The 13,975-nt window shown below is 41.8% G+C and carries 12 protein-coding genes and 1 pseudogene; 2 read left to right on the plus strand and 11 right to left on the minus strand.

Annotated features, from left to right (window positions below; genetic code table 11):
• Together IM322_RS13115 and IM322_RS13120 are read right to left on the minus strand one after the other, a co-directional pair.
• Positions 1–365 (minus strand): annotated as a pseudogene (locus IM322_RS13115) (RNA-guided endonuclease TnpB family protein); the annotation flags it as partial.
• Positions 366–1,088: 723 nt separating this feature from the next.
• On the minus strand, positions 1,089–2,192 hold the full coding sequence (locus IM322_RS13120; RefSeq protein WP_287675728.1) for a glycosyltransferase family 4 protein: 1,104 nt from the start codon (positions 2,190–2,192) through the stop codon (positions 1,089–1,091).
• A gap of 591 nt (positions 2,193–2,783) precedes the next feature.
• Between IM322_RS13120 and IM322_RS13125 the strand changes: the two genes are divergently transcribed.
• Complete coding sequence (locus IM322_RS13125) at positions 2,784–4,391, plus strand: MFS transporter (RefSeq protein ID WP_287675727.1); 1,608 nt, start codon at positions 2,784–2,786, stop codon at positions 4,389–4,391.
• Between the two features lie 500 nt (positions 4,392–4,891).
• Here IM322_RS13125 and IM322_RS13130 read toward each other — a convergent pair whose 3' ends face one another.
• The 3 genes from IM322_RS13130 to IM322_RS13140 all read right to left on the minus strand — a co-directional run bounded on the left by IM322_RS13130 (position 4,892) and on the right by IM322_RS13140 (position 9,417).
• On the minus strand, positions 4,892–6,736 hold the full coding sequence (locus IM322_RS13130; protein ID WP_287673492.1) for an AAA family ATPase: 1,845 nt from the start codon (positions 6,734–6,736) through the stop codon (positions 4,892–4,894).
• A gap of 83 nt (positions 6,737–6,819) precedes the next feature.
• Positions 6,820–8,721, minus strand: a complete 1,902-nt coding sequence (locus IM322_RS13135) for an ArsA family ATPase (protein ID WP_287673493.1) — start codon at positions 8,719–8,721, stop codon at positions 6,820–6,822.
• Between the two features lie 12 nt (positions 8,722–8,733).
• On the minus strand, positions 8,734–9,417 hold the full coding sequence (locus IM322_RS13140; RefSeq protein ID WP_287673494.1) for a GvpL/GvpF family gas vesicle protein: 684 nt from the start codon (positions 9,415–9,417) through the stop codon (positions 8,734–8,736).
• A 92-nt stretch (positions 9,418–9,509) separates the two neighbouring features.
• Between IM322_RS13140 and IM322_RS13145 the strand changes: the two genes are divergently transcribed.
• The gene (locus IM322_RS13145; RefSeq protein WP_287753869.1) at positions 9,510–9,842 is read left to right on the plus strand and encodes a gas vesicle protein; all 333 of its coding nucleotides are present in this window, start codon (positions 9,510–9,512) and stop codon (positions 9,840–9,842) included.
• Between the two features lie 154 nt (positions 9,843–9,996).
• On the opposite strand, the gene IM322_RS13150 is transcribed toward IM322_RS13145, so the two are convergent.
• From IM322_RS13150 to gvpN, 6 genes are all read right to left on the minus strand, one after another.
• The gene (locus tag IM322_RS13150) at positions 9,997–10,260 is read right to left on the minus strand and encodes a gas vesicle protein GvpG (protein WP_286823764.1); all 264 of its coding nucleotides are present in this window, start codon (positions 10,258–10,260) and stop codon (positions 9,997–9,999) included.
• 14 nt (positions 10,261–10,274) lie between these two features.
• Positions 10,275–11,009, minus strand: coding sequence for a gas vesicle protein GvpF (gene gvpF / locus IM322_RS13155; RefSeq protein WP_287673495.1), 735 nt, complete (start codon positions 11,007–11,009; stop codon positions 10,275–10,277).
• A 15-nt stretch (positions 11,010–11,024) separates the two neighbouring features.
• Positions 11,025–11,498: a gas vesicle protein K gene (locus tag IM322_RS13160; protein ID WP_287673496.1), complete on the minus strand. Its 474-nt coding sequence runs from the start codon at positions 11,496–11,498 to the stop codon at positions 11,025–11,027.
• 285 nt (positions 11,499–11,783) lie between these two features.
• Positions 11,784–12,092, minus strand: a complete 309-nt coding sequence (locus IM322_RS13165) for a gas vesicle protein (RefSeq protein WP_287739907.1) — start codon at positions 12,090–12,092, stop codon at positions 11,784–11,786.
• Positions 12,049–12,459 carry a gas vesicle protein gene (locus tag IM322_RS13170; RefSeq protein WP_287077465.1) on the minus strand — a complete coding sequence of 137 codons (411 nt, stop codon included), beginning with the start codon at positions 12,457–12,459 and terminating at the stop codon, positions 12,049–12,051. Before IM322_RS13170 ends, IM322_RS13165 begins: the two co-directional genes overlap by 44 nt.
• A gap of 30 nt (positions 12,460–12,489) precedes the next feature.
• Positions 12,490–13,530 (minus strand): gas vesicle protein GvpN, encoded by a 1,041-nt coding sequence (gvpN, locus tag IM322_RS13175; RefSeq protein ID WP_287673497.1) that lies wholly within the window; start codon positions 13,528–13,530, stop codon positions 12,490–12,492.
• Between the last annotated feature and the right edge of the window lie 445 nt (positions 13,531–13,975).

Genomic DNA, 13,975 nt, shown 5'->3' on the forward strand with positions numbered 1-13,975 from the left:
TCATCAGATAGTTGGTAGCCTGTTAGTTTGTATTCAACAGAACGACTATGTTTTTTGAACCGAGGAAAACCCTTTTTCCCAGTATCTGAGCATCGACAATTATGATAAAATCGACTAATTGATTGCCAGGCTCTATCAGCAGCCGATTGACGAGCTTGAGAGGTTAATTTATTTACCCAAGGGGTCTCTTTATTGTTAGCTAGTACCGCACAAAGTTTTTGGAGATCATTGCGAGTTGTCCCTTGATTGTCCATCCAATAACGAACACAAGAGTTACGCACAAACTGAGAAGTTCTGATAGCTTCATCAAGCTGGTGATATTGCTCTGGTGTTCCGTTTTTTAGCTTTGCTTCTACGACTAGCATCTAACAATTCTCGACCATTGGTTAAGTAGATTATAACACAGTTTATTCACAGATGGTGGAATTAACCCGATGATCCGTTGCTAATATTCTGGTCGGATTTCATCCCCCGCAAAGGTGAGTATCTTGTTGAAAAATCTAGCGGGGGCATTCATCCGACATTTTAGGTAATTACCGAAATACCAAACCATTGTGGAGCTGCTAGTGGGACTTAGGCGTTTTCGGTCAGCAAAAAAGGCTCAAACCATTACGGGACAAAGGGTTAACCTCGATTTATGATTTTCCTTGATATATCTGGGTTTCAGCGATTTTGGGCTTCTCGAAGTAAATCCCAAGCGGGGATTGGAGTTGAGGCTTTTCTCGATTTGTTTTTTGTCTAAGTCCCACTAGGGCTAATTCCGGAATATATAGCGTTTCTCACACCTGTGTGGCACACTTAAACTTTTGCTAATTAAGCTTTTCAACATCTATAATGTACCTCTTGCGAACAGGAAACGCTATAATCGGCGATCTTACCCGTCTGTAAATCAGAGTATTTGTCGTGAAGATAGTTAAGATAGTTGCGAAAAGGATAGACCAACTTTTGACCAGAATTGACCGGACTAATAAAATCTTTTGGGGAAGCCATAGAGGAGTATAGCAGTTATCTTAATAATGAGTGACAAAGTTGTGGTTTTGGCTAGTCAGTGGCCGGTATTGAGGAGACGATGCCCAATGAAGTTATAATTAGATGAACTGCCGTAATTTTGCTTGTAAAGTCTTTTTGCCGAATTTAGTTACAGTTTGTTGACGCAACCATTGGGGGTGACAACGTTGATCCTGACCTGCCAAAATTTCTAAACAAGCTTGAGCCACCTTTTCGGCATCTCGATAGGGAACGCGCCACCCCACCAAACCATCCTGCAGCGGCTCTGCTGAACCGTCCTCATCTCCAGAAATCCCGGGAATACCACAGGCCATCGCTTCTAGGTAAACAATCCCGAATCCTTCCCGGGAGGGCATAACGTAAGCATCGGCTAAACGATAATGGTCGGCTAATTCCTCCGTCGGGACAAAACCCGCGAAAATTACCTGTTTATCCACTCCTAACTGCTTGGTTAAAGCTTCTAACCTGGGGCGGTCGTCCCCACGTCCAATGACTAGATATTTTACTTCGGGATAAGTCTCTAGAATTGTCGGCAAAGCCCGAATTGTTACATCTACCCCTTTATAGATATCCCCCGACCACAACCGGGCCACTGTTAATAAAACTTTGGCATTTTCTATATCATATTTCTTGATTAATGTCAAGGACTTTTCACCTAAATTAAACTTTTCCTCATCCACCACACAGGGGAGAATTGCTACTTTTTTGGGATCAATAGCGTTAGCCTCACACATAAGATCGCGACTGTAACGGCTAATTGTCCAGATCGATTCGGCCGCTTGCAGGGCCTGTTTTTGGGAATTTGGTAAAGGTTCCCAGACTTCTTTGCCGTAGGTGAGGACGGTGTAGGGTATGCCTAAAGCTTGACAGTAAAGACGGGTGAGGGGGGCTAAATTTATATGACCACAAAAAACCCGTTGGGGACGTTTCCGGAGGAGAGAAACTAGAAACTTAAGGGCTAATTGAATGCGTCCGAGAGTTGCTGAGTTATTTTTCAGGTAATGAAAGGTAATACCTTGATTTTTGAAAGGATTAGGACAATCAGGGGCATCCCGCAGTAAAAAAACCTCGGCCGCCTCGCAATCGGGCAAAGTGAGATAAGCTTGCAGGACATCCTTGATATATGATTGAATACCGCCTTCTTGGGAAAAAATCTCTAAAAATAGGAAGATATGAGGCATAATAGAACGTCAGCGTCAAAAAGTTTTAGGTTTGGCGAAAAAATTTTCCCCGATCTCTTATCTGTACTATCACACTTTCTTGATCTATTTCGATCGTCTCCCCAGTAATAGCTCCTAACCGCTAACAGTCCGAAAAAGAACAATCTGGGCGATCTTCTCGCTTGTAAGTAGGGAGGCACAATTATTTGTAGGATGGGTTAGCGGTAGCGTAACCCATGCGGGAGTTGGGTTTCATGCTTCAACCCAACCTACGTTCATCTTATATTTAATTCCACCCACCTACTTAACTGCTAGAATAAGGGGAATTCCGATGCTGATAGCTAAAATAACTGATATTAGTCAGTTTAGCTCATAATGCTGGTCAAGGCGATAGATAAAAAGTGAAGGACGGGGAAATAGTCAGAATTTTCCCGGATGCCAAAGATAAAGCCATTTCTTTGTCCCCAGTGTCATCGGGGAATCTTCCCTTTTTAACGCTAGATATTTTCAGGAATTACTAGAGACAAAAAAAATTAAAGTTCCTCAACTGCTCTGACAAAGGTTACAAATGCCCCCAGAACAGTTAAGCTTATTTTAATCTCTGTAATTGCTTTTATGGCTCATTTGACTTCTGAAAGACTCAATTTAACCACAAAAATCGCCTATGGTGCTGGCGATTTGGGACCGGCTATCACTGCCAATATCTCGGTATTTTACCTGCTATTTTTCCTCACTGATGTGGCAGGATTATCGGCAGGATTAGCTGGTAGTGTGCTGATGGTGGTGAGAATTTTCGACGCTATTAACGATCCGATTATTGGAATGTGGAGCGATCGAACTCGTACTATTTGGGGTCGTCGCTTACCATGGATGTTATTGGGGTCAATTCCCTTCGGAATTAGCTATTTTTTACTGTGGTTAATCCCGACTAATAACCAATTATGGCTATTTTTATATTATATTTTTATCGGTATTATCTTTAATTTAACCTATACGGTAGTCAATCTTCCCTACCAGGCACTCACCCCTGAATTAACCCATGATTATAATGAGAGAACCCGCTTAAATAGTTTTCGTTTTGCCTTTTCCATCGGGGGCAGCATTCTCTCATTAATTCTCTATATTATCGTCTCATCGTCCTATGCCAACGATCTCCATCAAGCTTTTTTATTGTTAGGTGTAGTTTGTGCTTTAATGTCGATTATAGCAGTTATTTGGTGCGCTTTAGCTTTACAAGAACGAGGAGCAAAAGCGATTCTCAATTCTCCCCAGAAAAAAGTTTTGGCAATTGCTTTTATAGTTATCGGTGCGCTTTCCTCGGTCTATGGACTAGGAAAAATTGGGGTGAATCCCAGAGACTTTATCGCTATTTCCACAATTTTATTAGGAATAGAAGGGATAGTTTCGGGGTTAACCCTTTACTATGGCAAAACTGAAAATCATCTCAAGGATAGCGCGGCAATTAAACAGAGAGAAGCGGATAATAATACCGAAACTATTCCCCTGAAAGAACAATTAAAAATAGTTTTTGGTAATCGTCCCTTTTTATACGTTATTGGCATCTATCTTTGTGCTTGGTTAGGAGTACAATTAACCGCCTCGATTTTGGTTTACTACGTCGTCAGCTACATGAGACTATCGGAAGCAGCATCGGGTTTAGTCGCTTTGGCAGTACAGGGAACAGCTTTAGTGATGTTATTTTTTTGGCAAGCAGTTAGTCAGAAATTAGACAAAAAGATAGTCTATTTTTTAGGGATGACATTCTGGATTATTGCCCAAATTGGTTTATTTTTGCTCCAACCAGGAGAAATAACTTTAATGTATGCTTTGGCAGTTTTGGCAGGATTTGGCGTATCTGTGGCCTATTTAATTCCTTGGTCAATGGTTCCCGATGTGATTGAATTAGACGAATTAGAAACAGGAAAACGTCGAGAAGGTATTTTTTATGCTTTCATGGTACTTTTGCAAAAAATTGGTTTAGCTTTGGGGTTATTTCTTGTCGGTATTGCTCTAGAAACATCGGGTTTTAAACCGAGAATCCCAGGAGAAGCAATTCCCCTGCAGCCAGATAGTGCTTTAATAGCAATTCGCCTAGCAATTGCTCCTTTACCGGCATTTTTTCTGATCATTAGCTTAATTCTTGCCTATTTTTATCCAATTACTCGCCAAGTTCACGCCGAAATTTTAGACCAATTAGCAACAAGAAGACAAGAGGAAAAGTAAACATCAGTTTTTTGAGAAACACTGTCAGTTAAACCCCGTAATAATTTTTCTTCTTCAGGTTCCAATCGTTTTGTAAATTATCAAGACAAAGTTATACTAAATCCGTTGAGTATAGGTAACATATCAGGATAGGCACTCATGCAAGAGGGGAAATAAATAATTAGGGTCTGCTGAAAAAGTTTTTCGGTGGGGGTTGGGGGTTGGGGGTTGGGGGTTGGGGTGTGGGGTGTGGGGTGTAGGGTGTGGGGTTTTACCCATTTTCAGGTGGTCAACTACCTAATTTTCAGGGAAAAAGTGCTTAAATTTCCCCCCGATCACTCCCCTATCCAGTACTTTTTGATTGACAAAAGGTCTAACAGTCTTACCCAACAAGGTTTTTAGATTTATTCAGCAAGCCCTAATTAGACCCATTATTGCAGACATTTTTGAAAATTTTCCTTTTTACGATGGTTTTCCTGAATTGAGATTCTCCCCCCTACTAAAGCAAGGGGGAAAAAAAATCAATTGGCACGCTGTTCAACCAACAGTTGGTAAGCATGATTAAAATCAGCCGTTGTAATGCGAATCTCAGCCGGGTCAGTCATTCCCTGATGGCGATAACGACGAATTGCCATCAGTGCCGCTTGGTTACATAATAACGCTAAATCTGCGCCATTCCAGCCTTCGGTTGCCTCGGCCCAATAGCCTAAATCCACATCCTCTAAAGGACGTTCATCATTATGAACCCCGAGAATTGCTAAACGACTGGAGGCATTCGGTAAATCAACTTTTAACTGTAAATCCAACCGTCCCGCTCGCAATAAGGCTGGGTCTAACGCATCTGGGCGATTAGTGGCTCCAATCACTAAAATCGTTGCCCCCGTTTGCAACCCATCCAACTCCGTGAGGATTTGTCCCACAACCCGGTCACTCACTCCTGAATCCCCACTATAACGACCTCTTGCTGGTGCTAAAGTATCAATCTCATCAATAAAAACCACACAAGGTGCTGCCTGACGAGCTTTGGCAAACAACTCACGCACCGCTTGTTCACTCGCACCCACCCATTTGCTCAAAAGCTCAGGTCCATTAATACTAATAAAATTAGCTCGCGCCTGAGAGGCAACCGCTTTGGCCAATAAGGTTTTTCCCGTTCCGGGTGGCCCCCAAAGTAAAATACCTTTGGGAGCTTGGGCTTTGGTTTGCGTATATAATTGAGGATGGAGTAATGCCCCTTCCACGGACTCCTGTAGGGTTTGTTTAATCTGTTCAAGTCCGCCAATATTGTCCCAGTCCACATGGGGAGACTCCACTTCCACAGACCGCAATACCGCCGGTTTAACTTCTTTAAGGGCTTGCAAAAAGTCGGCTTGGACCACCGTCATTGTTTCTGGAATTTGCGAGTCAATCGTAGGAACTTGGCGTCGCAAAGCACTATAGGCCGCTTTCTGGCAAACGGCTTTTAAATCTGACCCGACAAATCCCACAGCATTATCGGCAATCAGAGCTAAGGAAACTGATTCATCTAGGGGCATGGAACGGGTGAGAATTTGCAGGATTTCTAAACGGCCCTTGCGGTCAGGCACCCGAAAGAGGACTTCTCGGTCAAACCGTCCAGGGCGACGGAGGGCAGGGTCAAGATGGTCGGGACGGTTTGTCGCCGCTAGAACAATCACCCCTCGACTTTGGGCAAAGCCATCCATTAAACCCAGCAATTGGGCCACCAGTCTTTTTTCTACTTCCCCTTCAACTTTACTGCGGTCGGGTGCCATGCTATCAATTTCGTCAATAAAAACGATACAAGGCGCATTCTTACTGGCTTTCTCAAAAATTCCCCGCAGTCTTTGCTCGGCTTCCCCATAATATTTGCTGATCACCTCTGGTCCGACTAAGGCAATATAGTTAACACCGAGTTCTTCGGCCAAAGCACGGGCGGTCAGGGTTTTACCGGTTCCAGGGGGTCCGACTAAGAGAACTCCGCGAGTGGGTTCAAGTCCTAACTTGGCCAACAAGTCAGGGCGTTTCAGAGGAATGGCAATTAGTTCTTTGAGTTCTTTAATCACTTCCGTCAAGCCACCAACATCTTTAAGGGAAGCCGTGGTCGGTCCTTCGGGCGGTGTCACAGTGTCTTTAACCTCTGAATCAGTGGAGGATGAGCGATGGCGATTGACCTCAAAATCATCCCCGCCAGAATTGCTCGGACGAGAAACCCCCCCTGAACGGGGAATACCGCCAGAACGGGGAATATTACTCAAGGGACGAGAATTAAATTGCATTTCGGTTTTAATTTCCCCTTTTTCCAGTTTCTCTTCCAAGATTTTAGCCAGTTCGACTAATTGCTCAAATCCTTTGAATAATTCTGCCATAAAATTTCTCCTGAGTCAAGTGAAAGATGGGTACTGGGTAATAGATGGGGTTAAGAAGTCCGACTTGATCAGACTAATTACCTTTAAAATAACAGATCTGCTGCGCCTTTTACCCGGGCTAGAGGTTCTACTGACCGGGGTAAACTGGGTAAGCGGAGCAAAGTTTGATCTGGGAATAAATCCCGATCAATTTCCTCATTAGCGTGATAACGATTCTGCACGACGTAACGTTGATAGATTCCCATTTTTTTCAAAGATGCTGTCAATCGCAGTTGTTCGGCAACTATAGCATCTTGGGCTTGCAAAATTCCAATAAATTCTGTATGTTGGGGGTCTTTTAGTTTTTTCTGGGCATACATCACTTGTTGTCTTAAGGTTCGCAATCGTCCCATTAAATCTACACGCCCTAAGACATTTTGATACTTCATCCAAAGCTTAAAAATCCAACTTAACCAATCTCCTAAAGCCGTTGGCATTTCCAAAAATCGCAGGAGATGACCGGTAGGAGCCGTATCTAAAATAATCAAATCTTGTTGTTTCTGGTCTAATAAATCCATCACTGTTACTAGGGATAACATTTCATCAATTCCTGGCAGAGATTGAGCTACAATTTGTCGCCAAGCTTCTGGAGTATAAGCTAGTTTGATGTTTCCTTCTTCGTTACCTTCACCACTAATCATTTCTGCCAGTTCCCATAAATAATCATCCCGAAATTTTTCTAAAATGATATCAGCATCAACTTCTTGACCACTTAAATTATCAGTTAATTGTGTGGATTGATGTCCTAACTTTGTCCCAAAGGCATCTCCCAAAGAATGCGCTGGATCAATAGAAATAATTCTAATTTTTTGATCGGGATGACGATTAGCTAACGCCCAACCAATGGCCGCGGCAACGGTTGTTTTTCCCACCCCCCCCTTGCCACCAATGATAATGAGTTGGCGTTTGTCGTCAATAAAATCACTAAAACTCGGCAGAATTTTTTGCGGCCATTGAATAGGAGGCGGGGTAGTAAATTCTACTTTTTCGATGATTTTAATTTGACTCATGATCTGATCTAATGCTTCACCTCCTAGGGGTTCTTTTGATTGTTGGGGCAGGGTGAAAATTGTCTCTTGACCCGGAATTTTTAGGAATTTATCGAGGAGTTGCTGTTGCTCACTATAGCGATCTAAATTTTGCTTAGGATCCGTTAGAATTCGATTAATAAATAAGCTGCCGCAGGGAATATTTAAGTGATGCAAACTATTGAGCAATCGTTCGGTTTCTACTAAACTCATCGGTTCGGCAATTGCCACAATTAAACAAAGGGTAAAATCCCGATCTTGTAGAATTCGTTTGCCTTCGGTTAATTCTGCTTGTGTTTTCACTAAAAAGTCATCCACATCATCGGCATTGTAGGTTTTTGAAAAAGTTTGCGAAATAACACGATGTTTTTCTTGAAACAACTCTAGAGAATTTAAAATAATCTCTAAAAAGTCTTTAATTCCCAATAAATTCAAGGTATGACCAGAGGGAGCCATATCAACAACAATTCGATCTACAACATTGTCAATAAGTAATCGTTGAATTTCTAATAGACCCATAATTTCATCTAAACCTGGCCAGTCTAAATCCCAAACAGGAGTTAAATCTTCTCCTTCAACAAAACTGCCCCGTTCTACTAAAATTTCTAAAAATTTTCCGTATTTTTCTTTAAATTCTAAGAGCAATTTTTCCGCATCTAATGCCCTAACTTTTAAGTTGGATAAGTCTTTTACAGGTGATGCTTGATCGCTAACTTCTGTTTGCAATACATCCCCTAAAGAATGAGCCGGATCTGTTGAGATTAATAGGATTTGTTCTTCGGGAAATAATTTAGCCCAACGGCGAGCAAATCCACAGGAAAGAGTAGTTTTTCCCACTCCTCCTTTGCCACTAAACATAACTAAATGTCGAGTGTCATAACGACTTAGAGAGTTATTTACCAAGTTAAAGTTAGTCATAGAAAAATCAAGTTAAGTAAAGTGATAGGGGGGAGAAACTTGTTCTAATTGTAATTGCCAACGGGGGCAGACTTTCTGCCAATGCAAGACTTGCTCGATTAGCAAAGGTTCTTCTTGAAAATTAACTAAAAGATAAATTCGTGATTCTGTACCTGGAGCAGTAATAATCCTCGTTGACGGATAGCTTTGGGTCACTAAATGCACGAAATTTTGCCATTCTGAACCTTGCAAAGTATAAAAATCTTGTTGGGCTTCATAAAGCTGTTTTTTGGCTAAAAAATATTGTCTGCCCCTGCTTTCAGAAAAGAGTACAGGCTCCTCTAGCTTACGGGGAATACATTTTAAAAGATATTCTCCTTTTCCCTCAACTTCTTCAATTTTTTCTTGATATTCTTGGGCATGAGAACAAAGATGAGTCAGTAAATTTTCTGCCTCTAAAAAAGATGTGCCAAAACGTAAGGGTAAAATAGTGGTTTGTTGAAATAATTCACAGATGACTCGATCATGGCATAAAACGGATTGAATCAAGCGTTCATCATCATTTTGTAAAGTGTCTAAACAAACTTCGGGTTCGACTACAGCCGAGAGGTCTCCACCAGTTATCAGTAACAATGGGTTAGCCATTCCAACGGGTAATGTTAGGCTTTCTATTGGGGTTTTCAAAAAAGCGTAAGTATATAGATTGTACAATTTCATAGGGTTTACCAAAAGAAAATTTACGATTTTTTACAAGTTTTTATATTGGGGCGTTGATATGCTAGAATATTTTAAGTTATTCAGGGATTGTTATGACAACCACTCGTTCACCCAGATCAATTAGATCTAAAATTAGCACTATGCCTCGGAAACAATCTGAAGCAGATCAGCAACTTGAGCTTTATAAGTTAATTACTGAAAAACAACGTATCCAAGAAAAATTAGAAATAATGGAGCGGCAGATTCAGCAGTTAAAAAGTCGTCTGACGTTTGTGACAGATCAAATTGAGACTACAGAACAAAGTATTCAAAATTTGCGTACAGTCAATCCTCCTAGTTTAGCTAAAAAACCTGATTCCCCCAAAACTGTTGCTCACTCCTCTAATAATTCTAGTAATTTCCAAGCTTTTTACCTAGAATATTAAGGCTTAATCAAGGGCTAGTTCTGACCAAGCTTCAACGAGTTCTTGAGCTTGTCAAAGCCGCCCTTACTAAGCGCCGCTACAATTTGTGATTTTGTTCATGGCCTATAGGGTGGGAAAGATTGTCAGTTCTGAACGTGGGACGTATAGAAAAATTTTAGAGAGAAGATTCAGATTGGTCTTCTGCCGCCTCTTCTTCTTCTAAGGCTTGAATTTTTAATAAAAGTTCTTCTTCCTGAATTTCAAACTCTTCCTCGGAAATGTTGCCCATATCGTAATCTAGTTGTAAGGATAATAATAATTTGTGCAAGTTTTCAGACTCATCATATTCTATATCTGCACGCTCTTGAATTTTTTCCCCAATCCAGATCAGACCCCCAATAGGACCGGTAACAGGAAGAAATAAAAGATCGAGAAACATAACAAATACTCTCCTTAGATAAGTTGGGCAAAAGTATAGGGTGCGGTTAAATTGTTATAGCGAATTCTTAGGCGATCACCAAACTGCTGATCGATCGCTTCAACGTTTTGGCTAAATTCCGGCTCTTGGTCCCAGGGAATTAAATAAGCTGCATTGTAAATCATGTCATCCGTCATCGGATCGCTTTCAATCACCTCTTGGGCGCGATGATTTAATTTATCTCTAAAGACTTGAATAACGTCTTGTTTCCGTTGAAATACAGTGCCTTCAATCATTTGACCTATATGGATAATTTCTTCCATATTTAAGTTTTTCCCCATCATCGCATCCCGTTCTTGCTTTAACTTAGGATTAGACTCCAAAGCCGCTTGTAATTCCCACTGATTATCCCAAAAAATCTTAATGCTAACTTCTCGTTGGCCTGACAGTTTAGCAAATAATTCTTTCAGTTGGTCTTTATACGGATTAATTAGTTGTTCGGTGACGGATTCCCAGTTTTTTATAACTAACCCAAAACGCAGTGGTAACAAGGTTGTAAACCCTGCTTCCATGGCAGTTTCTAATACTTTTTCATGGCAAATTAAATAGCGACGGGATGCCAAATACTTTTCCTTATGAGCAAGGGAGTAGAGAAAACTAAAACCCTCAATCATCTCACTGTGAACTGGCTCATTATCAATCCCTTGCAAACCTAGTTGGTCAGGAACTGGTTCGGGAAATATTCCATATAAATAAAGACCCACTGTCATCAGTATTCTCCCAAATTAAACCGGCTGAGAAGTTAAAACCAAACGAAGCTTTAGATGAATTAGATCCAGTTTCGCTAAACCCAGATCAACATTTCCTTCCACAACAACTCCCGTATTGAGAAGTCGATCCACTAATTCTAACACAGAAGGCTTAATACCCTCCTCTCCGGGGTAATAACTCCCTGCTTCAGGTAAAAGAGTTCCAAACTCTCCTAGGTGGACATTTAACTCTTCTGGCTCAACCTCAAAAATTTCACACAAATGGAGAATTTGTTCTTGCAATTTTTGGATACTTTCGGCAGCTCTATCTAAATCAGACTCACTGAGAACCCCTTTTTCCATCCGGCGAATGATTTGGGCTTCGAGCAATTGGCGTACCAGTTCCACGACAGTTAACAGTAAAGGGGCTAAACCGGCTTGGCTGTTACTTTCTGGACGGGTCAGCAAGGCTTGATTATCAGAATCGTAAGGTGTGCAAGCAAGTGTCATGGTTGGAATTGGTAAATGAGCAGTTTTTGACGGTAAGTCTCTAGTGGGGAGCTTGGCCAAGAAATTTTATCTGAGGGAAAATAATGATGTAATTAAACAATGTCAACTTTCCTCTGCACTCAATTTGGTTAAAGATTTTAAGGTTTGAAGTCGGCGTGAAAGTTCCCGATTTTCTGCCAATAAAGCTTGGGATTGGCTAGGGAGGTAGGGGTCGCTTTCCCACCCATTAATTGCCATCTCCCTTGCTCTATCAACAGAGGCAATCGTTAACTGGCATAAACTTCCTTACCGGAGGAATTTCAATGTATATAAGGAATGTGCCTGCTCGTTCGGACTGCTATCACGGCTCTCCATTACACTCAATTTGGCTAAGGATTTTAAGGCTTGAAGTCGGCGTGAAAGTTCCAGGTTTTCTGCGAATAAAGCTTGGCATTGGCTAGGGAGGTAGGGATAACCTTGCAAGCCGTTAATCGCCGTTTCCCTTGCTTTATCAAGGGGGGCAATCGTCTCGTGTAAATTTCCTAACCTTTGAGGATTCAAGTGAGGAATTTCACGCATCTGAGGAATGTGCTTCATCGTTCGGACTGGGATCATGGCTCTCCATTGCACTCAATTGGGTTAAGGATTTTAAGGTTTCAAGCTCGGTTTCTAGGGTTTGGAGTCGGAGTGAAAGTTCCCGATTTTCTGCTAGTAAAGCTTGGGATTGGCTATGGAGGTAGGGATCCCCTTCCCACCAGTTGATTCCCATTTCCCTTGCTTTATCAACAGAGGCAATTAACAAACGAATGCGGATATTTAGAAGTTCAGTGGAGGCGATCGAAACTGAAATATCGCCAGCAATCACAATTCCTTTATCTAAAACTCGTTCAAGGATATCCGCCAAACTCGAACCTTGAGTTGCTGTTTTCAGGGAGTTGTTTGATTGGGTTTTGAGCGAGCCAGCAAAAGTGGAAGAAGTCACGGTTGGTTTCACCCAATAAGAGTATAAAATCTAGTCTTTTTGCTTCAGCAAGTTCGTTCGCAGTAAAGATTGAATGGCTTTGATCGATTGATTTCCTGTGGAAGGCTCAGAAGTTGACGCTTGGGCATCGGAAGGCTCCTCTTCATCTCCAACGGATAAGGATTCTACCAGATTGTCGTCGAGGATTTCCCATAAAATAGCTCTTGAGCTATCAATAGGTAAGCTTGTGCGGGACAAGAGAACATCGGCGCAGATATCACGGAAGTCGGCATCATCGGAGTTGGCCACAATATCGTGAGAGGCGCAGACTTTAGCAATCATTAAACAAGAGCGCAAACCTGACGTTTTTTCAGTCGCAGTTTTCAAACGAAAGTTTTTGACGAGGTTGACAATAAATAAAGCATCTTCTCGACCAATCCCCGTTTTTTGGGCAAGAATTTCAGTCTGAGTCAGTTGATCTGGTTCAGGCATATTAATGGTTACCAACCGATCCATTAAAGCATCTTGGGTAGCATGAACCCCACAGTATTCTTCTGGGTTGGAGGTGAAAATTGCCCGAAATTGAGAATTGACTTGTAGGTAATCGGGTTGATGGCTAGTTGGCGGCAGGGTGAGAATTTTTTCTTCCAAGGCAGAGAGTAAAACGTTGTTGACCTCAGGTCGAGAACGATTGAACTCATCATAAACTAGGGTAAACCCCTCGCGACAGGCCATTGTTAACCGAGAATCCACCCAATTGTGTTTTAGCTCGTCTTCAACTTTGAGAACGCTGTGGATATAGTTATCCGTCAGTTTTTTATGGGTATAACCAGACTGGCTACCAATTAAATCGGAACTGGTAAAGTCATCATCGCCAAAGAGCAGCATCACAGGTCTGGCTAAACAATTGGCCAGATGCATTGCCAATGTGGTTTTTCCCGTTCCTGCTGGGCCACATAGATGAATGGAAAAACCAGAGTTTAGATAACGTAAGGCGCGGGTGGCAATTTGATCAATCGAAGGCGTAACAACAAATTGACCGGGGCGGAGGCAGAGGACGGCTCTTCTTGTTTGAGTTTCAGTAACTGTCATAGTTGAAATCTAGTAAATACCATTGATAATCCCCGCCTTAAGCCGACGGGTATTCTTGAGCTAACAACTGCCCGTTTAGGTCTCCCCTTAATAACCGAGTAGGCAAGTACGCTTGTGTTACCCGAATTTTACGGCAAGTTTAATCGTCTTTGGCTTTTAAGGCTTACCTCATAATAATATCACAAAAAACTAGGAACTGTCATCTAGATCTAGAACCTTGATTCTGAAGGTATTTCAGGATATTCATTAGTCAAGGGACTAAGGGTCTAAAATTCTTGTCTAGATTACTTTTCAAGACTTAAACATTGACATCCTCACCGCCGTAAACGGACGGTGATTCCCAAACCTCACGATTTAGGTTTCTGCTTCTTTCCCTTGCGGGGTTCCGCACCTGCCTTAACAGAGTAAATCTGTTCTGGTCTTATGGTCGCTCTACAGACTGACA

This window comes from Microcystis sp. M109S1 (genome assembly GCF_020247025.1).
In the GTDB taxonomy this organism is placed as follows: domain Bacteria; phylum Cyanobacteriota; class Cyanobacteriia; order Cyanobacteriales; family Microcystaceae; genus Microcystis.

What these genes read in the sequence shown, in the direction of transcription:
- IM322_RS13125 (WP_287675727.1), top strand. Translation starts at nt 2,784, where the DNA reads ATGGCTCATTTGACTTCTGAAAGACTCAATTTAACCACAAAAATCGCC.
- IM322_RS13130 (WP_287673492.1), bottom strand. Translation starts at nt 6,736, where the DNA reads ATGGCAGAATTATTCAAAGGATTTGAGCAATTAGTCGAACTGGCTAAA.
- IM322_RS13135 (WP_287673493.1), bottom strand. Translation starts at nt 8,721, where the DNA reads ATGACTAACTTTAACTTGGTAAATAACTCTCTAAGTCGTTATGACACT.
- IM322_RS13140 (WP_287673494.1), bottom strand. Translation starts at nt 9,417, where the DNA reads ATGAAATTGTACAATCTATATACTTACGCTTTTTTGAAAACCCCAATA.
- IM322_RS13145 (WP_287753869.1), top strand. Translation starts at nt 9,510, where the DNA reads ATGACAACCACTCGTTCACCCAGATCAATTAGATCTAAAATTAGCACT.
- IM322_RS13150 (WP_286823764.1), bottom strand. Translation starts at nt 10,260, where the DNA reads ATGTTTCTCGATCTTTTATTTCTTCCTGTTACCGGTCCTATTGGGGGT.
- gvpF (WP_287673495.1), bottom strand. Translation starts at nt 11,009, where the DNA reads ATGACAGTGGGTCTTTATTTATATGGAATATTTCCCGAACCAGTTCCT.
- IM322_RS13160 (WP_287673496.1), bottom strand. Translation starts at nt 11,498, where the DNA reads ATGACACTTGCTTGCACACCTTACGATTCTGATAATCAAGCCTTGCTG.
- IM322_RS13165 (WP_287739907.1), bottom strand. Translation starts at nt 12,092, where the DNA reads ATGATCCCAGTCCGAACGATGAAGCACATTCCTCAGATGCGTGAAATT.
- gvpN (WP_287673497.1), bottom strand. Translation starts at nt 13,530, where the DNA reads ATGACAGTTACTGAAACTCAAACAAGAAGAGCCGTCCTCTGCCTCCGC.